This window comes from Actinomadura barringtoniae, assembly GCF_017573505.1.
Lineage (GTDB): Bacteria > Actinomycetota > Actinomycetes > Streptosporangiales > Streptosporangiaceae > Spirillospora > Spirillospora barringtoniae.
Map to the genome: position 1 here is coordinate 594731 of NZ_JAGEOJ010000001.1, position 18134 is coordinate 612864.

The window sequence follows — 18134 nt, forward strand, 5'->3', positions numbered from 1 at the left end:
CGCGCCCAAGCCCGGGTACCAGGTGTGGGGGGCTCGGGTGTGGTTGGGTGGCCGGGGCCGGTCACGCACCTTCTGATTCGTCCCGGCGGCGTACGGGCGGCGCGGTGATGACCGTACTGTCACGCCATGGCGGCCGAAGAACAGGACGATCAGCGGGACGGGCGCCAGGCCGGGCCGGACTGGGTGGTGAACTCGGTGTCGGGCTCGGTGGTGATCGGCTCCGTGGTGCAAGGCCGCGACATCACCGTGCAGCTCCCGCCCCAGGTGCCCGCCGGGCTCAACGGCTGGCGTGCCCCCGCACCGGAGTTCGTCGGCCGGGCCGAGGCTTTGACCGGACTGCTGGAGGTCCTGGCTCCCGCGCCCGGCCACGGCACCCATCCGGGCTCGTCAGGTGGCCAGACGGCGACCGGTACTGGAGCCGGTGTGCGGGCGCGGGTCGCGTTGGTGACCGCAGCGGTGGCCGGTCTGGGCGGGATCGGCAAGACCGAACTGGCGGTGCAGGCGGTCCACCTCGCACTGGCCGAGGGCTGGTTCGGTGGCGGGGTCTTGGCGATCGACCTGCACGGCTACACTTCCGCCCGGCTCACCGCCGAGCAGGCGGTGGCGAACCTGCTGCGCGGGCTTGGGGCGCCCGACGAGGTGGTCCCGGCCGCCTTCGATGAGCGGGTGCGGATGTACCGGGCGATCCTGGCCGCCTATGCCGACCTGGGCACCCCGATCCTTGTGGTGCTGGACAATGCCTCCCCCGACACCGACCTCCAGGACCTGCTCCCCGGTGCCGGCCGCGCGATCGTGACCTCCCGCCACATCCTGGCCCGCCTACCGGCGCAACTACTGGACCTTGACGTCCTGTCCGACGATGACGCCGCCGAACTGCTGGCCCGGCTGCTGACCTCCAAACGCCCCACCGACGCCCGCGCCGCCGACCACCCCGACACAGCCGCCGAAGTGGCCAAGGCCTGCGCGGGGCTTCCCTTGGCGATCCACCTGGTCGCAGCCCTGCTGGCCGCCCAGCCCCGCATGCCGCTGACCGTCATGGCCGACCGGCTCGGCGACGAAACCACCCGCCTGTCGCGCATCGACGACGACCGGCCCGGCCTGCATGCCGCCTTCACCCTGTCCTACCAGGCACTCCCCACCGACCAGCAGCGCATGTTCCGCCTGATCACCCTCAACCCCGGACCTCACATCTCCACGACCGCGGCCGCCGCCACCGCCCTCCTGTGGCCGGACGAAGGCGAGCGGCTGGTCGAACGCCTCGCCGAAGCGCACCTCATCGAGGCCAGCGAACCCTACGGGTGGTGGCGGATGCACGACCTGGTCCGCCAATACGCCACCTCTCTAGGCCACCACCACGCCACCACCGACCACCGCGACCAAGCCTTGGAGCGGCTGCTGGAGCACTACCTCGACACCACCCGCGCCGCCGCCGCACACCTCGACCCCGCCGTGGCCGATCCGGCGGCGCTCGGGTTCGGCACCCGCGAGCAGGCGCTGGAATGGTTGGACACCGAGATCGACAATCTGGTCGCCGCCGTCTACACCGCCGCCGGCCCCCGCCCCGAGATCACCGTTGCCTTGCCCCTGCACCTGGGCGACTACCTGGAATGGCGGCGCTGGTTCAGCGACTGGATCACTCTGACAACCCTGGCCTGCGACACCGCCAATCGCACCTACGACCAGCCCAACGAAGCCACCGCGTGGAACAACCTGGGGAACGCGCTACGTCGGGTGGGGCGAGGGGAGGAGGCCATCACCGCCTGCGAGACCGCTCTCGACATCTTCCGCGAGCTCGGCTACCAGCATCGCGAAGCCATGGCGTGGAACAACCTGGGGCTCGCGCTGCGGCAGGTGGGGCGGTATGAGGAGGCCATCAGCGCCTGTCAGACCGCCCTCGACATCTATCGCCGGACTGGCGACCGGCACCGCGAAGCTGGAGCGTGGGGCAACCTTGGGCTCGCGCTGGAGCAGGTGGGGCGGGACGAGGAGGCCATCACCGCCCACCAGACCGCCCTCGACATCTTCTGCGAGCTCGGCCACCGGCGCCACCAGGCCATGGCGTGGAACAACCTGGGGAACGCACTGCAACGAGTGGAGCGGTTCGAGGAAGCCATCACCGCCCACCAGACCGCCCTCGACCTGCACCGCGAGACCGGCGACCGGCACAGCGAAGCGCGGGCCTTGGTCGGGCTGGGGGGCGTGCTGCGGCAGATCGGGCACGGCGACCAGGCCGTGCAGGCCCACACCCAGGCGGCCGCTCTCTTCGACGAGCTCGGCGACGAGGTCTGGCACGCAGAGGCGCTGCGCGACATCGAGACCGACCGCGGCGCAACCGCGAGCGAGTAGCCGTTGCGGTCCTCGGTGACGGTCCGCTTGCCTGCTGCCCTAGAGCGCGAACCTCGCGATAGTCGCGGGCGAGTTCCTCGTGCTCTGGCGCTGGACGGAACTCGAGAAGGTCTGAGTCGACGCAAAGGCACGACGATCCAGGGCCCCGTCTCCTTGTGATGGATCGGGAGGCTCTGTGTTTCACAGGACGTCAACGGCCGCGTGACCCCTTGGTCCCCCCGGTTCCTGCGACCAGGACCGTTCCTGGGACTCTCAGCCGCTGAGCGGCAGACGCCGAATGGGCTGCCTGGGCGGCAGGACGTCAACGGCCAGGCGGAGGGCTGACCGCGAGGAAGCTTCTGCCTGCTCAATCAGGCGGAGCACCCCTTCAACTCGGCCGAGGAACTCGTCTACGTCCTTCTTGAGGTAGCCGGGTCGAAGGTTGGGCAGGGCGCCTCTCACAGACCCACCTGGCCCGGTCACGCTCCGACCTGGCCCGGTCGCGGTGAACTGAGCCGATTTCAGTTCATCAGCCGTGATCACTCCAAGTCGAAACCTCCCGATTTCACCTGATCGGAACACCTCCTCAAGCCGGTCGAGGAACTCGTCGACCTCCTTCTCGTCATAGCCTGGCCTGAATCTGGCCACAGCGAACGTTGAGTCCCTCACATCGTCCGCGGTCAGTGGCCAGGTCCAGGTCGGAGGCTGAGCAGTGTCCGGCTTCTCGGAGTCGTGAAGTACTTCGAGAACGGCCTCCAGTCTTTGACATGACTGTTCGGCATCGGCCTGATACTGATGAGCCGTCTGCAGCCGGTGCCGCAGGCTGTCCCTCTCGACTTTCAGGCGATCCAGTTCCGCCTGGAATGACTCGCGATCCTTGGCCCAGCCTGCCGCGAGCTTTTGCTTCTCACGTTCCAATGCCTCAACCTGGAGTGTTCGCTCAGCGAGTTGTTCCTCGAGATTGGCGGCGTACTGGTTGCCCTCGTTCAAGCGGGTCACGGCCAACTCGAGCTCGTCGCGGACAAGACGGATCTTGTACTCGTGAGGATGAGCGACGGACAGGGCCTGGAGCTGAAGATCGTACACATGTTCCCGAACCCGTTCGGTAACCGAGACCCCGTTTGCACTGGCCTGCGCTTCTAGGAGCCGATCAACAAGCCACCGGTCTCGGGGAACCCTCTTGCCGTTCAGGTATCTGGAGAGCGTCCCTTTGTCGATCTCCTGATGTAGGTGCGCGAACCGGCTCACGGTCATGTTCGTCGTGCGAAACATCCGCCTCAACTCAGTGACCCATGCCTGGGTCTCGGGTGGAAGTTTCTGGTCTAGAGGCCGCCAGCCAGCATCCTCACGGCGGGCAAGTTCCGATGATTCCCTCACAGCGACATCATCGCGTGAAATCGAGTTCGTTCGGGGGCGTATTCAGTATTGCCACTTCGTGCAACGCCCTTCCCAATCCAGTTGCAAGCTGGCGCAACCTATGACGTCTCTGCGTTCCTGGGATGACAACGCGGAGAGAGGAGCCAGAGGCGTTGCATTCAGATGATCGGTTGAGGATCTTGGCTGGCGTGGCAGTAGCTTTCGCGGTGATCGCGCTGGCCGGATTTGTCGTGATCCAACTGAAGCCGGCAGATCCTCTGATCATTGCCGGAGTATTGACGGCCGCCGCCACGCTGCTCGCGACCATTCCACCCATCATCCGAGCTTTGCGAGGCGACCGATGAATCCGAACGGGTCTTACGACACCTACCGTCGATCGACGGTGGAGGGCCGAGGGCCGCCATGTGCCGTACTGTCCGATCCGGCGACCACAGTCGGATCATCCGAGACGTGATCCGGCCTACCGATCTCAGGAAGATAGCCGTGTCTGGACGAGCCCTGCCTCCCTAAGAGCGCATCAGGCTGTGGCAGGCGATGGCGGCGGCGGCCGTGACGTTCAGGGAATCGACACCGTTGGTCATGGCGGCGGGGCTCATAGGGATGCAGACGCGTTCGTCCGCCTCGTCCAGCCAATGAGAGGAGAGGCCATCGCCCTCGGAGCCGAGCATCAAGGCGACGCGTTCACCCATCGGCGCCTTGTCCAACGGGACGGCCGATTGGTCAGGGGTGAGGGCGAGGAGCTTGAAGCCGACGGCGCGGATGATGTTGAGGTCGTCGTGCCAGTTGGTCATGCGGGCGTACGGGATGGAGAAGACGGCTCCCATGGAGACCTTGATGGCTCGGCGGTAGAGGGGGTCGGCGCAGCGGGGGGACAAGATGATCGTGTCGATGCCCAGGGCTGCGGCGCACCTATATATAGCGCCGACGTTTCCGTGATCCACCAAGTCTTCGAGGATGAGGATGCGGCGGGGCGGCTCTGTGTGTTGCACAGGGACGTCCAGGTTGGCGTGGTCTACGAGGTCTTCTAGGACTAGGGCTCGGTGGGCGGTGGTCAGGCGGTCTTCGACGGTGGGCAGGGGAAGGCGTTCCATGGAGGCCAGGGCGCCTCGGTGGACCTGGAAACCTGCTACCTGCTCGAGGGTTTCGTCGTCGGCTATGTAGACGGGGGCGTCGAGGGGGTCCAGGAGGTCTGCCAGGGGGGCGGCCCAGCGGCTGGCCATGAGGAGGGAACGTACGGGGTGGCCGGTGCCCACGGCACGGCGAATGACTTTCTCGCCTTCGGCTATGAACAGGCCGTGCTCGACCTCCAGGCTCTTGCGCAGGTTGACGTCGCGGAGCCGCACGTAGTCGGCCAGACGCGGGTCGGTGGGGTCGGAGACGGGGATGAGCTGGGCCATCCCTCAATTGTGCCGACCGGGCGGGGTGTCAGGGGAGGCGGACCTCGGCGAAGAGCGCTCGGTGGTCGCTGCCCTTGAGGTCGTGGATCTCGACCTTCTGTACGCGGCAGCGGCGGTCGACCAGGACGTGGTCGATCGTGAGCGGCGGGCGGGGCTCGGTGAGGCCCCAGGTGGGGATGAGTCCCTCGCCGGCGCGGTCGGCGGCGTCGGCGTAGCCGCGGCCGATCAGTTTGCGGAGGGTGGCGTGGTCCAGCGTGGCGTTGAAGTCGCCGGCCAGGATGCGGACCGGGCCGGAGGCGTTGCCGGCTGAGGCCTCGGCGGGCGGGCGGGCTGAGGGGAGCTCGCCCAGGTCGCGCTTCCAGTCGTGGAGGGACTCCGCGGAGATCGGCGGTACGGGGTGTACGGCGGTGACCTCAAGGCGGCGGCCGCTCGGGAGGGTCACCTCGGCTTGGGGCATCGCCATCTGGGTGCGTGGCAGAGGAGGCAGCTGTTGCATGGGATAACGCGAGTAAAGGCCGGAACCGGCCGCGCCCCAGCGAGGATCGATGACCTTGTAAGGGAGGAGGCTGGTGAGACCTGCGCCCTCAAGGCGTCCGACGGCCCCCGTGGTGAACTCCTGAAGGCTCAGGATGTCGGCATTCGTGCTGCGTACGAGCTGGATGATCCGGTTGGGGTCGGCCTCACCGAAGAGCATGTTCGCGGTCAGGATCCGTACGACCGGGCCGTGGGCGCTGGGCTGATCACCGCCGATGGCGCGCGGTAGGACCACCGCCACCAGGCCTGCCGCGACCACGCCCGCAGCGATCGCGGCCTTCCAGCGGCGGAGGAGGACGGCCAGGAGGATCGGGATGGGAACGGTCGCTGCCACGTAGGGGGTGAGGGCCAGCGCGGGCGCAGCGGGGGTGGCGATGATCGGGAGGCGATCGCCTCCTGCCAGCCTGACCAGCGTCCATGTCCCCCAGGCGCCCACACCGGTCCACGCCAGAACGGTCCGCCAGCGGCCGTTGCGCAGTGAAAGCCGCCCGTTGGTGCTCTCCGCAGTCCCCTCGGTCATGGTCCCCCCGGTCCATCGACGCCTTTGGAGCCCCCAGATGTACTGACGTTCGATGAGGCCGCCGAGTTGCCGCGCCGTGGAGTACTCCTCCGAACGCGGGGCGTGAGAACTTGCGGGCAAAGCATGAGCAATCACGACGTACGCTCATGACCTGCGTCATTATCAAATTTGAGTTCTTTGTAACCTCTCGGTGCGTACTACTACAGTGCCGGGGAACATCGATGGGTTTCTGGTGAATCGAGGACTGCCGTGAGCGGACGTCATCGCAATGACTTCCCGGAGGGCGCGCCGGGCGATGGAACGCCCGACCCCTCCACACCGGTCTTCGGCCCGGCCAACGACGGATCCTCCGACTGGTTCGGGCCTCGCGACAGCCAGGGCCTGCCCATCGGCGGTCCGGGCGGTCGCGGCGGGCCCGGTGGCCCGGGAGGTCACGGCGGTCCTGGCGGTCCCGGCGCATCCAGTGGTCCTGGCGGGCTGCCCATCGGCCCTGGTGGCGCCTCGGGTGAGACGCCCGAGTGGTTCGTGGCCCGGCAGTCGGGCGAGCAGCCCGCAGGCAGAGGCCCAGGAGGGCCCGGCAGTCCGGGAAGCCCTGGCGGCCCCGGCGGTCCTGGAGGCCCTGGTGGACGCGGCCCCGGTGGCCTTGGTGGTCCCGCTGGGCACGGCGGGCCTGGTGGACATGGCGGGCCTGGTGGACATGGCGGTCCGGGTGGGTCCGGCGGCTTCAGCGGGTCCTCTGACGCGGGCGGTTACGGGCTTGGGCGCGGCTCCAGCGCGGCCAATGCGGTCGGCGCGTACGGTCCCAGCGGCTCCGGCCCTGGCGGTCCCGGCGGTCCTGGCGGACCCCGATCGGGCGGCCCCGGAGGGCCTGGCGGTCCCGGCCCAGGCGGTCCCGGCGGTCCCGGCTCCGGTCCTGGCGGGCTTGGCGGCGGACGTGGCGAGCCCGGCGGCGGGCTTCCCTCGGGCCTCGGGTACGGGGAGTACGACTCGATCAGCCGTTCCGACGAACGCCCCGCAGGCTTCTTCGGCGGTCGCGCCGGGGACGACGGCGGTTCGGGCGGCTCCGGTGGCTCGGGCGGCGGTTCCGGCGGCTCGGGCGGGTACGGGAGCGGCGGCTCCGGTGGCTACGAGTACGGCAGGCGCCGCAAGAAGCGCAGCGCCACCGCGCTGATCGGCCCCATGGCCGGCGCGGTCGGCCTGGCCCTCCTGCTCGGCGTCGGCGTCTACGCGTTCGCCGAGAGCGGCGGTGACTGCGGCAGCGGCAAGGGCATAACGCTCGACGTCGCGGCCAACCCCGACATCGCGCCCGCGGTGATCAAGGCGGCGGACCGGTTCAACGGCGCCCGGCACAAGGTCGGCGGCAAGTGCGTCACGGCCAAGGTCTCCAAGACCGAGGCGGGCCAGGTCTCCACCCTGCTGTCCGGGCAGAGCGTCGAGACCGGCACGAACCCGCGCCCCGACGCGTGGATCCCCGACTCCTCCCTCTGGACCTCGCTCGTCCGCGACTCCGACAAGGGCAAGAACGTCGAGACCACCAAGACCTCGGTCGCGTCCAGCCCGCTGGTCGTCGGTCTCCCCCGTACGCTCGCCGGGCAGCTCCAGCAGCAGGGCGTCACCGCCACCCCGTCCTGGGACAACCTCCTCAAGGCCGCGGGCGGCGTCGCGGGCGGCGGCGTGACCAAGAACCAGATGATCCCGCCGAACGCCATCCGCCTCCTGGTCCCCGACCCGTCGCGGAACGCCGCGGGCATGACCGGGCTGATGGTCGTCAACACGCTGCTGAAGAACGACCCGAACCGCGACTCGATCTTCACGGGCATCGTCCGTACGGTCCGCGAGAGCACCGTGCCGACCGTGAACTCGCAGTACGCGCAGTTCCGCAAGGGCCGGACCAGCAAGCAGCCGATCGCGCTCTCCTCCGAGGCCGCGCTCTACAACTACAACAAGAAGAACCCGGCCGAGCCCGCCGTGGCGCTGTACCCGATCGAGGGCACGCTCTCGTTCGACTACCCGTACGTGGTGACGGCGACCGACGACGCCAAGCAGAAGGCCGCCAAGCTGCTCGAGAAGGCGATGAACACCGACACCACGCGCAACGACGTGCGCGCGCTCGGGTTCCGTTCGCCCGACGGCAAGGCGCCCTCCTCGTTCGGCCAGCGGTACGGGGTGAGCCCGGCGCGGCCGCGGCAGCTGCCGGTGCCGCAGGCGTCGGAGGTCCAGCAGGTCATGCAGTCGTGGGCCAAGCTGTCTCTTGGCCTGCGCGTGCTGACCCTGATCGACATCTCCGGCTCGATGGCCGAGAAGGTCGCGCCGAACGTGACGCGCCTGCAGGCGACCGCGCAGGTCGCGCAGGGCGGCCTCAGCATGATGTCCGATGACACCGAGCTCGGCATCTGGCTGTTCTCCACCAAGCTGCAGGGCGACCAGGACTACAAGCCGGTCGTGAACGTCGGCCCGCTCGGCGAGCGGATCGGCTCGGTCAAGCGCCGCGACCTGATCCTGTCGCAGCTCGGCCAGATGCAGCCGAAGCCGAACGGCGACACGGGCCTGTACGACAGCCTGATCGCCGCGTACCGGGACATGAAGAAGACCTACAAGCCCGAGTTCGGCAACTCGATCCTGCTGCTGACCGACGGCGCCAACGACGACGCCGGCGGCCCCTCCCTCAAGGAGACGCTGCAGACCCTCCGCAAGGAGGAGGACCCCAGCAAGCCGATCCAGGTCAACATGATCGGCTTCGGGAACGGCGTGGACCCGAACGAGCTCCAGCAGATCGCCGAGGCCACCCACGGCAGCGTCCAGATCGCCAAGACGCCGCAGGAGATCTCGAAGATCTTCCTCAAGATGCTGTCCCGCCGCATCCAGGAGTAGTCCCCTACAGCGCCCGAACGCCCGCACGATCGCCCCACAAGGCGCCGTGCGGGCGTTCGCGTTCAGCCGCGCAGTCCTCCGTACGGATCCTCCGTACGGAGACGCACGTTCAAGCACGCAGCCGGGACGCGTGCGGGCGTGCAGTTGTGACACCGGCGGTCGTGAGGGGCGTTCGCGTTCAGTTTCTGTGAGCCGCTCGGGCCCGCTTCGGTGTGCGGAAGTGACGTGTGCTGCCAACGCGTGGAGCTGGGGCGATACGACCCGGGAGAGATTCCGGGAGATTTCTTTAGAAACCGTGTCAACCGGTCGCGGGGGTCGATCGTCAATCTACATGGAGGCCCGACGGGGAGCGGGGCCGTCGGGCCTCCTTCGAACTTCCCCCCTGGCCCGAGGCGGGGTGGGCGACACCACGCCCGCCGGGCCGGTGAGTACGGCGGCTTTCCCGGCTCCGGACGCCATCACGGCTCTGGGCTCCGGGCGCCGCCGCGAAACACGGTTCCCCGCGCCGATCCGGCCCGAGGGAAACCGCATCGCTGACGTCTCAGCTCGCGGGAGGACCTCGTGTCCGCTTGGCCCAGTCTCGACCGCTCCGACGACCTGCGCCTCGCGCAGGGCATGGCCGCCGGTGAGCTGGACGCCCTGGCACAGCTCGTGGACCGGTACGCGGCACGGCTGTACGACTACTGCCACGCGCTGCTGCGCGACCAGCGGTCGGCCGCGAGCGCCCTCCACGACGCGTTCATCGCCGCGTACGCCCACACCGGGCAGCTGAGCGAGCAGGACCGGTTCCGCAGCTGGCTGTACGCGCTGGCCCGGAACGAGTGCCTGCGCCGCCTCCAGGACCCCGATCGCCCCACCGAACGCTACGAGGCCCCCGAGGTCGACGACGTGTTCATGGACGCCGAGGACCGGGCCTCGCGCCAGGAGACGCGTCAGCTCGTTCACAGCGCCCTGTCGGGCCTGCGCGGGCGCGAGCGCGAGGCGCTGGACCTGCTGCTGCGGCACGGCCTGATCGCGCCGGAGATCGGCGGTGCGCTCGGCATCGGCGACCAGGAGGCCGCCGACCTCATCGCCGAGGCACAGCGCCGCCTGGACGACGGGCTGGCCGCCGCGATGATCGCGCTGAGCGGACGGGACGACTGCCCGAGCGTCGCCGCGCTGGTGGACGACGGCCAGTGGCCGCTCACCCCGCCGACCGCGCGCAAGCTGATCCGCCACATCGAGTCGTGCCCGACCTGCATGAACCGCCGCAACCGCCGCGTCTCGACCGGCCGGCTGCTGCAGGTGCTGCCGGTCGCGTTGCTGCCCGCGGACGTACGCCCCGCGATCCTGGCGACCGCGGGAGCCCCGGCCCCCGCCGACAAGGTGCAGCGGATCGCGCTGGCTGCCGAGCCGTTCGACGAGTGGGGCTGGCCCATCTCCAAGGAGCAGCGGCCGCAGCCCGAGGGCCGCCGCGCCTCGGGGCCGCCCCGGCTCCTCCCGGCCGTGGTCGCGGCCGCCGTGGTGATCCTGATCGTCGCGGGCGCGTTCATGTGGCTCCCCGGCGACGGCCCTGACAAGCGCACAGGGGCGCAGACGCCGCCGCAGACGTCCAGCGCGCCCGATGACCCCTCGCAGACGCCCTCGGACACGCCGACCTCGCCCAGCGAGTCCCCCACGCCGTCCGACACCCCCACGACCGAGACGCCGACGCCCACCCCGACTCCGACGCCCACGCCGACGCGCACACCGCGGCCGTCCAAGACGCCCTCGCCGTCCACCAAGCCGCCGCACCGCGGCGCCCTGTCGGTCGGCGGCTGTGGCATGGGCCTGCACGAGGACACCTGCTCGATCTCCGTACGCGCCGTGGGTGGCTCGGTGACCTGGGCGGTCATCGGGACCAGCGGGGGCGTCCGCGCGGGCGGCGCAGGCCGTCTGAACGCCGGCGCCTCCACGACCGTCACCGCGTCCCGCCCGGACTCCTGCGACGGCGGTACGTCCGGAACGGTCCGCTTCTCCTCCGGCGCCGCCGCCTCGGTCACCTGGGTCTGCGCGGAGCCCTCGCCGGACGACCCCGGCAAACCGCAGCAGATCCTCCGCCACCCCATGGCCGAATGACCCGTCGATACCCCACAACCGACCGAACGGCGTGAATAAGGCCACAGTGGTCACTTACTGTTGATCAAGCGCCGCCGCCGGTCACGCAGCGTGCATCACCAACCACACAAATCTCATCAAGCCGCAGAAATCCCAGGAAATTGGTGGCAAGATCTGGCAACCAGAGCCCGTCGGCCCGCGTCGGCGGCTCACCGGGGGCTTGTCCAGACACACCGATCCACGTGGGAGGACTTCGTGGCCCCCGAGCCCAGTCCCGGTCAGTTCGACGATCCACGGCTGGCTGACGCGCTGCGTGCGGGCGACGTCATCGCGCTGACCGAGGTCTACGACACCTACGCTCCCTTCCTTTATGACTACTGCCACGGCCTGTTGCGCGACCGGGTCGAGGCGGCGGGGGCGCTGCGCAACACCCTCATCGCGGCCCGCGCGCACATCGGCGGGCTCGGCGATCCGACGCGGCTGCGCGGCTGGCTGTACGCGCTGGCCCGCAAGGAGAGCATGCGGCGGCGCGACGAGCCGTCCCGGCACACCGGCCAGGAGGCGCCGGAGGCCGACGACGGCGATCTGAGCACCGAGGCGATGAACCGCCGTACCGAACGCCGCGCGCTCGCCCACAGCGCGATGGCGGCGCTCACGGGCCGCCAGCGCGAGGCGGTCGACCTCGCGGTCCGCCACGAACTCGACCCGCCGGACCTCGCCGGGATCTTCGGCATGTCCTACGAGGAGGTCTCGGACCTGCTCGAGGGCGCGCTCGCCGATCTTGAGGGCGCGCTGCGCGCCGCACTGATCGCGCAGAACCACTGGGAGGACTGCCCCAGTGTCTCCGCGCTCACCGGTTCCTGGCCGCTGACTCCCAAGGCCTCCCAGTCGCTCGTACGGCACGTGGCGAGCTGCCCGACGTGCGAGCCGCGCGAGACGCCGCGGATCCCCGCCGACCGCCTCCTGTCCGTTCTCCCGATCGCCGCCATCCCGGCCGACCTGCGGCTGGACGTTCTGACCGCCGCCACCGCGGCGGACCGGGGCGAGTTCCGCCGCGGGATCGCCGCGCTGGCCGAGCCGTTCGACGAGTACGGCTGGCCGGTCCCCTACCGTCCGGGCGCCACCAAGGAACGTGAGGCAAAGCCTAGGAACGTTCCCGTCCTCGCCGCGGTGGGCGGCGGCATCGTCGCGGTCGCCGTGATCGTGCTCCTGTCGATGACGATGTTCAGCGGCAGCAACTCGGGGGCGAACTCGGCCGCGCCCCCCTCCAACAGCCAGGGCGAGCCGTCGGAGGACCCGTCGAACGGCTCCGGCGACCTGCCGCCGCCGAGCGACTCGGCCCCGCCCTCGCCCAGCGCGTCGCCGTCACCGACGACGACCAGCCCCAGCCCGAGCGAGTCCCCCACCAAGTCGCCGTCGCCGAAGCCCTCGGAGTCGGGCCGGCCCGGGACCCCGCCGCACAAGCCGCCGCCCGCGCCGCCGAAGCCGGGCACGCTGGCCGTCAGCGGGTGCAGCATGGGCACCAACCGTTCCTGCTCGATGCACATCACCGCGATGGGCGGCCCGGTCAACTGGCAGGTCGCAGGCTCGTCCGGCGAGCTCAGCGCGGGCGGCGGAGGCCACCTGCAGGCAGGCCAGACCGTCGGCGTGACCGTCTCCCGTACGAACGGCTGGTGCCTGGGTTCCAAGAGCGGCACCATCTCGTTCGCCCCAGGAGGAGCAGCCCAGGTCTCCTACTGCTGACCGCTCCTGTCCGGGAGGCCTACCAGGCGGAACGGGTGTCGAGGATGTGATGGGCCCGGTTCACCAGGACCGGGACCGCATCGCCGATCTGGTCGAAGCCCTCGCCGACGGTCGCGTTCTGGAGGAAGCGGGCGTGGATGCCCTCCAGGATGACGGCGAGCTTGAAGCAGGCGAACGCGACGTAGAAGTCGAGGTCGCCGAGGTCGGTGCCGGTGAGCTCGGCGTACCGTTCGGCGAACTCGCGGCGCGTGTAGAAGCCGGGCGCCTGGGTGATGGTGGCGCCGACGGGGAGCAGTTCGGGGTCGGTGGCCTCGGCCCAGTAGACGAGTGTGAGGCCGAGGTCCGACAGCGGGTCGCCCAGCGTGGACATCTCCCAGTCCACGACGGCCGCGATCTCCGGACGGGGCTCCAGGCGTGCCAGCGCGTTGTCCAGGCGGAAGTCGCCGTGCACGAGCCGTGGGACGCCATCGGCGGGAAGCCTTTCGGCCAGGCGGGCCGTGAGCCGGTCGTACTCGGGAACGTCGTGGGTCACGCCGCCCGCGCGAATTGCCTCCTGGGAGGCGTCCCACTGCTTGCCCCAGCGCTTCAGCTGGCGCGCCATATATCCAGAGGGACGCCCGAAGTCGCTCAGCCCGACCTTTTCGACGTCCACCAGGTGGATCGCCGCCAGGGCCTCGGCGAGGCACTCGCTCAGCCCGCGCGCCTGCTCGGGCGTGACGTCGAGGCCGTCCTCCTTGGTCTTCAGCACGCGGCCCTCGACGTAGTCCATGAGGTAGAAGCGCGCGCCGATGACGTCCTCGTCGTCGCAGAACGCCAGCGTGACCGGCACCGGCACGTCGCTGCCCGCGCCGAGCGCCGACAGCACCCGGTACTCGCGGCTCATGTCATGCGCGGTCGGCAGCACGTGCCCGAGCGGCGGCCTGCGCAGCACGATCCTGCGCTCACCACCCCCTGCCCCGCTCGACGCGCCACCGCCCGCCCCGGCCGGTGTGCCATCGCCCGCCCCGCTCGACGCGCCACCGCCCGCCCCGCTCGACGCGCCGCCGTTCGACCCGGTCGGTGCGCCGTCCGCGCCGGTCAGCGTGATGCCGTACGTGAGGTTCGACCGCCCGCCCGAGATCACGTCGATCGCGCTGATCCGGCCGCTGCCGGGCAGGGCGGCGGCCAACCAGTCCGCCAGGCGGGGTACGTCGATGCCGGGGACGCCGGCCGGGAGTTCAACGGTCATGAGGCCCTATTAGAACGTGACTCGGTATTGCGTGGGAAGGGCACCCCCTGGCTTGCCCTCATGGGAAACCCGGAGTAACTCCCCGGCCACTTCCGGCCGCCCCCCGGAACATACTTACCCATCCCTGATCACACTCGTCACCTGGACGGATACAGACTGGTGACACTCGGGTGGCCGGAGTTCCGCAGGAAAACCCGACAACAAGGTGGATTTGGCGAACGGGAGGGGTACGCATCTGCGACGACAGACGATCAGACCGGCACATTATTGGATCAAGTGGTGAATAGTCGCCGAAACCCCTGCAAGACGGCGGGCTGGACACCCGGGTCCGGCTGGGCTACGAACGTAAGGACTAGACCAATTCGGGGCCTTGACCGCCCGATTGGGGGGGACGCACCGTGGCAGACGCATGGCTGCCTGGAGCCGGTCGCATGCCGGCACAGTCCGATGGCGGGCCGTTGCGAGGAGGTGCTCCGCGCACGGCCTGGCTCAGCAGCGAATCCGACCCGCGCACCGTATCGGCGAGATCGGTGGCGGCAGATCTGATCAGGGAGGGACGCGTTACCCATCTCGTCTGGAACCCCTCGTCCGGCGAGATCATCCAGCTCGTACCGGCCACCAGGGCCGCCCGCCTCCTCGGCGACGTGGGCTGCGAGGGCCGGGTCTGCATCCAGATCATGGTGGTCGGGCACGCCCGGGACCCGTTCACCAACACCCTCATGACCGGGCTCGACGCGATCATGCGCTGGCTGGACGCCTGGGGCGTCACCCGGCGCTGGCCCGCGGGACCTCCGCTGCCCTCGCCGCAGTCCTACCACTCCGGCCGTGACCGCCGGAGCTGGGCGCGCGGCGGGCATTTCGGCGGCTCCCAGATCCCCGGCGTCGACCGACCCGACCCAGGCGGCATCGACATCCGCCGCGTCACCGGCCCCGACACCCCCGTCACCGCCATCCCCAAACCCCGACCCGTCCCCACCGAAGAGAGCGCCCCCGGCCGCGCCCGCCACCTGATCCGCCCCCCGGATCCCGTGCGCATGCCCGACCCGGAGCCGCCCCGCCTGACCCCCGTACGCCCCGCCGAACCAGCCCACCACTAACGCGCTGCCCGGCGAGCCCCTCCTCGCCGGCAAGCAGCACCGCCGAGCGCGCAAGGCGAGCCCCTCCTCGCCCGCGCCCGGCGCTCCCCCAGCCCCCAGCCCCCAGCCCCCAGCCCCCAGCCCGCACTCTCTTACGCGCAGCGCACCCCACTTCTAGCGCGCAGCATCCCTCCCCGCTTGGGCACCTCAAGCCCCTCACCAGCGCACGTTGAGACTCTCCGGCGGTAGGACGAGGCGCCCCCACGCTCTCGCACGGCGCACGCCTCTCGTTAGGGCGCGCGGCCCTTTCTCGTTAGGGCGCGGCTAGTTCGCGGACTAGCGTGCAGCCGGCACGTAGTTCGCGGGTGGTGGCTGCTGAGCCGTAGCCGATTACCAGGCCCGCGAATCGTGGCGGGCCCATGAAATGGCGTTCCAGGGTGTCCAGCAGAACGCCACGCTGGGCGGCCTCCTTGGTGACGCGCTCGGACTCGTCCTGGGGCAGCAGGACCACCACGTGCAGACCGGCCGTATCGCCCAGCAACGTGAGTCCGTCGAGCGCCTCGGCCACCACGGCTCTGCGGCGCGCGTACTCGGCGCGCATCCGGCGGATGTAGCGGGCGAGGTCGCCGCGTTCGAGCAGCAGGCGGATCGCCTCCTGCGGCACCACGGCCGTACGGTCGTTGAACTCGGCCCGCCGCCGCGCGATCGCCTCCACCAGATCGGGCCGCGCGATCAGCCAGCCGACGCCGACGTCCGAGGTGAGGATCTTGGCGGTCGTGCCGAGATAGACCACGACCTCGGGATCCAGCCCGTAGAGCGCGGGCAGGGGCGCCACGTCGTAGCGGAACTCGCCGTCGTAGTCGTCCTCGGCGATCAGCGCGCCGGTTCGCCGCGCCCAGGCCAGGAGCGCCTGGCGGCGGGGTACCGGCAGCACGCCGCCGAGCGGATATTGGTGCGAGGGCGTCGTGCAGACCAGGCGCAGGTCGTCCGGGAGGTCCTCGACGATCAGGCCGTGCTCGTCCACCGGGCACGGCACCAGCTCCGCCCCGCGCGCCGCCAGTACCGAACGTGCCTTCCCGTACCCGGGGTCCTCCACCCCGACGCGATCGCCCGGCCGCAGCACGGTGGACGCCAGCAGGTCCAGCCCGTTGGTCGACCCACGCGTGACGAGCAACCGTTCGGGCGTACAGGCCACCCCGCGGCTGCGGCGCGCGTAGTCCGCCAGCAGAGCGCGGAGCCCTGGCAGGCCGTGCGGATCGGGTCGCGCTGCGGGAGTCACCGTCGCCGCGAGCCGCCAGGCCCGCCGCCACGCCGCCGTGTCCAGCTCCCCGAGCCAGGCCGCCCCCGGCCGCAGATCGATGACCTTGCCATCGCCCAGCAGGCTCCCGGCCGGGAACGCCCCGCCGGCGCCAGACCACTGTTCAAGATCGTCGCCCCGCTGCCCAGGTTCATCGGCCGCCAGAGCCGCGGCCGCGGCTACCCCAGCGGCCCTGATGCCGGCGCCCCCGGCGGCGGCATCACTGGCGGCGGTCGCACCGGCAACGGCCTCGGCGGCCCCACCAGCGTCGGCACCCCCAGGGGACGTGACGCCAGTGGCTCCGGTGGTCCCCGCGCCGCCAACGGACCCGACGCCCCGAGCGGCAGTGGCCCCCAAGCCGCCAACGGACCCGGCGGCAGCGGCTCCTGCGGTCCCACCAACTCCGACGCCCCCAGGGGACCTGACGCCAGCGGCTCCAGATCCCCCCACGCCGCCAACGGCTCTGGCGGGCCCGGCGCCCTCCGCGGCGATGTTGCTGACGAAGGTGCCCGAGCCGTGGCGACCTTCCAGCCAGCCTTCGGCGTACAGCTGCTCGTAGGCCTCGGTGACGACCGTGCGGCTGACGCCCAGGACGCCGGCCAGCGAACGGCTGGAGGGCAGGCGTTCGCCCGCTAGCAGCCGCCCCTCGCGCATCGCGGCGCGCAGTTGGGCGGTGAGCTGGGCGCTCATCGGCTCGTCGGACGTACGGTCCACCGTGAGCGGCAGGTCGAGCGTCGGCAAGTGGTCTCCCGCTATCTGAACGAAGTGGCCCTACTGGCCATGCCACTCTTTCTCTAGCGTAAAACGTCATGAACACCACGCCGCTGTCATCGACCGCCCGTACGAGCCTCGGCCGCAGCCGCGAGCGCGGCCGCACCGAGCGCGCCGACCTGTACGACGTCCTGGACGAAGGCATGATCTGCCACCTCGGCGTGGTGGTGAACGGCAGCCCGCGCGTGATCCCCACCGCGTACGGCCGGGTGGGCGACACCCTCTACGTGCACGGCTCCACGGGCGCCAGCAGCCTGGCGGCCGGGCCTGCGGGCGAGGTCTGCGTGACGGTCACGCATCTGGACGGGCTGGTGCTGGCGCGCTCGCTGTTCCACCACTCCGTCAACTACCGGAGCGCCTTGATCTTCGGGGTGCCGCGCCAGGTGACCGATCCTGAGGAACGCCTCGCGGGCCTTCGCGCGATCGTCGAGCAGGTGGCCCCCGGCCAGTGGGACGCCACCCGCCAGCCGAACCGCAAGGAACTCGCCGCCACGACGGTCATGGCCCTCTCCCTGGAGGAGGCCTCGGTGAAGGTACGGCAGGGGCCACCCATCGATGACGACGAGGACTACGCCCTGGACGTGTGGGCCGGGGTGCAGCCCGTGCGCATGGTCTTCGAGGAGCCGGTCTCCGACGCGAAGCTGAAGCCCGGCATCCCCGTACCGCCCCACATCGCCACCCGCACCACGAGCGTGCCCGCGCCCCAGTAGTGGTTCACCGGGCGGCCAGGTAAGGCCGCGAGATCCCCGATCACCTGCGAGTTCGCTCATACTCGGGGCATGAGCGGTCAGACCCCTCCGGGCTGGTACCGCGACCCGTACGGTACGCCGGGCCTGCTGCGGTACTGGGACGGTGGCCAGTGGACCCAGGCGACCCGCCCCACCGGCGCCCCCACGGGCGGGGAACCCCCTGCACCGCC

The 18134-nt window shown here is 70.5% G+C and carries 12 protein-coding genes and 1 pseudogene; 8 read left to right on the forward strand and 5 right to left on the reverse strand.

What is annotated here, in order from left to right:
* Positions 1–126 precede the first annotated feature (126 nt).
* Positions 127–2346, forward strand: a complete 2220-nt coding sequence (locus J4573_RS02670; RefSeq protein WP_208253558.1) for a tetratricopeptide repeat protein — start codon at positions 127–129, stop codon at positions 2344–2346.
* Positions 2347–2598: 252 nt separating this feature from the next.
* On the opposite strand, the gene J4573_RS02675 is transcribed toward J4573_RS02670, so the two are convergent.
* Positions 2599–3702 carry a DivIVA domain-containing protein gene (locus J4573_RS02675; protein WP_208253559.1) on the reverse strand — a complete coding sequence of 368 codons (1104 nt, stop codon included), beginning with the start codon at positions 3700–3702 and terminating at the stop codon, positions 2599–2601.
* A 188-nt stretch (positions 3703–3890) separates the two neighbouring features.
* On the opposite strand from J4573_RS02675, the gene J4573_RS02680 reads away from it, so the two are divergent.
* On the forward strand, positions 3891–4046 hold the full coding sequence (locus tag J4573_RS02680; protein WP_208253560.1) for a hypothetical protein: 156 nt from the start codon (positions 3891–3893) through the stop codon (positions 4044–4046).
* A gap of 162 nt (positions 4047–4208) precedes the next feature.
* Here J4573_RS02680 and J4573_RS02685 read toward each other — a convergent pair whose 3' ends face one another.
* Positions 4209–5099, reverse strand: a complete 891-nt coding sequence (locus J4573_RS02685; protein ID WP_208253561.1) for a TrmH family RNA methyltransferase — start codon at positions 5097–5099, stop codon at positions 4209–4211.
* A 28-nt stretch (positions 5100–5127) separates the two neighbouring features.
* Positions 5128–6153 carry an endonuclease/exonuclease/phosphatase family protein gene (locus J4573_RS02690; protein WP_208253562.1) on the reverse strand — a complete coding sequence of 342 codons (1026 nt, stop codon included), beginning with the start codon at positions 6151–6153 and terminating at the stop codon, positions 5128–5130.
* A 249-nt stretch (positions 6154–6402) separates the two neighbouring features.
* Here J4573_RS02690 and J4573_RS53580 point away from each other — a divergent pair, with 249 nt between their 5' ends.
* The 3 genes from J4573_RS53580 (at position 6403) to J4573_RS02705 (ending at position 12843) form a co-directional block, all read left to right on the forward strand.
* Positions 6403–9024 (forward strand): substrate-binding domain-containing protein, encoded by a 2622-nt coding sequence (locus J4573_RS53580; protein WP_208253563.1) that lies wholly within the window; start codon positions 6403–6405, stop codon positions 9022–9024.
* 561 nt (positions 9025–9585) lie between these two features.
* Entirely contained in the window at positions 9586–11121 is a 1536-nt protein-coding gene (locus tag J4573_RS02700) for an RNA polymerase sigma factor (RefSeq protein ID WP_208253564.1), read from the forward strand.
* A 234-nt stretch (positions 11122–11355) separates the two neighbouring features.
* Entirely contained in the window at positions 11356–12843 is a 1488-nt protein-coding gene (locus tag J4573_RS02705; protein ID WP_208253565.1) for an RNA polymerase sigma factor, read from the forward strand.
* 19 nt (positions 12844–12862) lie between these two features.
* On the opposite strand, the gene J4573_RS02710 is transcribed toward J4573_RS02705, so the two are convergent.
* Positions 12863–14071, reverse strand: a complete 1209-nt coding sequence (locus J4573_RS02710; RefSeq protein ID WP_243772306.1) for a phosphotransferase family protein — start codon at positions 14069–14071, stop codon at positions 12863–12865.
* A 530-nt stretch (positions 14072–14601) separates the two neighbouring features.
* On the opposite strand from J4573_RS02710, the gene J4573_RS02715 reads away from it, so the two are divergent.
* Positions 14602–15168: a hypothetical protein gene (locus J4573_RS02715; protein ID WP_307796459.1), complete on the forward strand. Its 567-nt coding sequence runs from the start codon at positions 14602–14604 to the stop codon at positions 15166–15168.
* A 292-nt stretch (positions 15169–15460) separates the two neighbouring features.
* Here J4573_RS02715 and J4573_RS02720 read toward each other — a convergent pair whose 3' ends face one another.
* On the reverse strand, positions 15461–17134 hold the full coding sequence (locus tag J4573_RS02720) for an aminotransferase-like domain-containing protein (RefSeq protein WP_243772425.1): 1674 nt from the start codon (positions 17132–17134) through the stop codon (positions 15461–15463).
* 119 nt (positions 17135–17253) lie between these two features.
* On the opposite strand from J4573_RS02720, the gene J4573_RS02730 reads away from it, so the two are divergent.
* Positions 17254–17925 (forward strand): pyridoxamine 5'-phosphate oxidase family protein, encoded by a 672-nt coding sequence (locus tag J4573_RS02730; RefSeq protein WP_208253567.1) that lies wholly within the window; start codon positions 17254–17256, stop codon positions 17923–17925.
* 69 nt (positions 17926–17994) lie between these two features.
* Positions 17995–18099: pseudogene (locus J4573_RS56590) on the forward strand (DUF2510 domain-containing protein); the annotation flags it as partial.
* Positions 18100–18134: the final 35 nt, after the last annotated feature.

Bases quoted from the DNA above. Each gene is read 5' to 3' on its own strand.
- J4573_RS02670 (WP_208253558.1), top strand. From the start codon at position 127: ATGGCGGCCGAAGAACAGGACGATCAGCGGGACGGGCGCCAGGCCGGG.
- J4573_RS02685 (WP_208253561.1), bottom strand. From the start codon at position 5,099: ATGGCCCAGCTCATCCCCGTCTCCGACCCCACCGACCCGCGTCTGGCC.
- J4573_RS02690 (WP_208253562.1), bottom strand. From the start codon at position 6,153: ATGACCGAGGGGACTGCGGAGAGCACCAACGGGCGGCTTTCACTGCGC.
- J4573_RS02710 (WP_243772306.1), bottom strand. From the start codon at position 14,071: ATGACCGTTGAACTCCCGGCCGGCGTCCCCGGCATCGACGTACCCCGC.
- J4573_RS02720 (WP_243772425.1), bottom strand. From the start codon at position 17,134: ATGAGCGCCCAGCTCACCGCCCAACTGCGCGCCGCGATGCGCGAGGGG.
- J4573_RS02730 (WP_208253567.1), top strand. From the start codon at position 17,254: ATGAACACCACGCCGCTGTCATCGACCGCCCGTACGAGCCTCGGCCGC.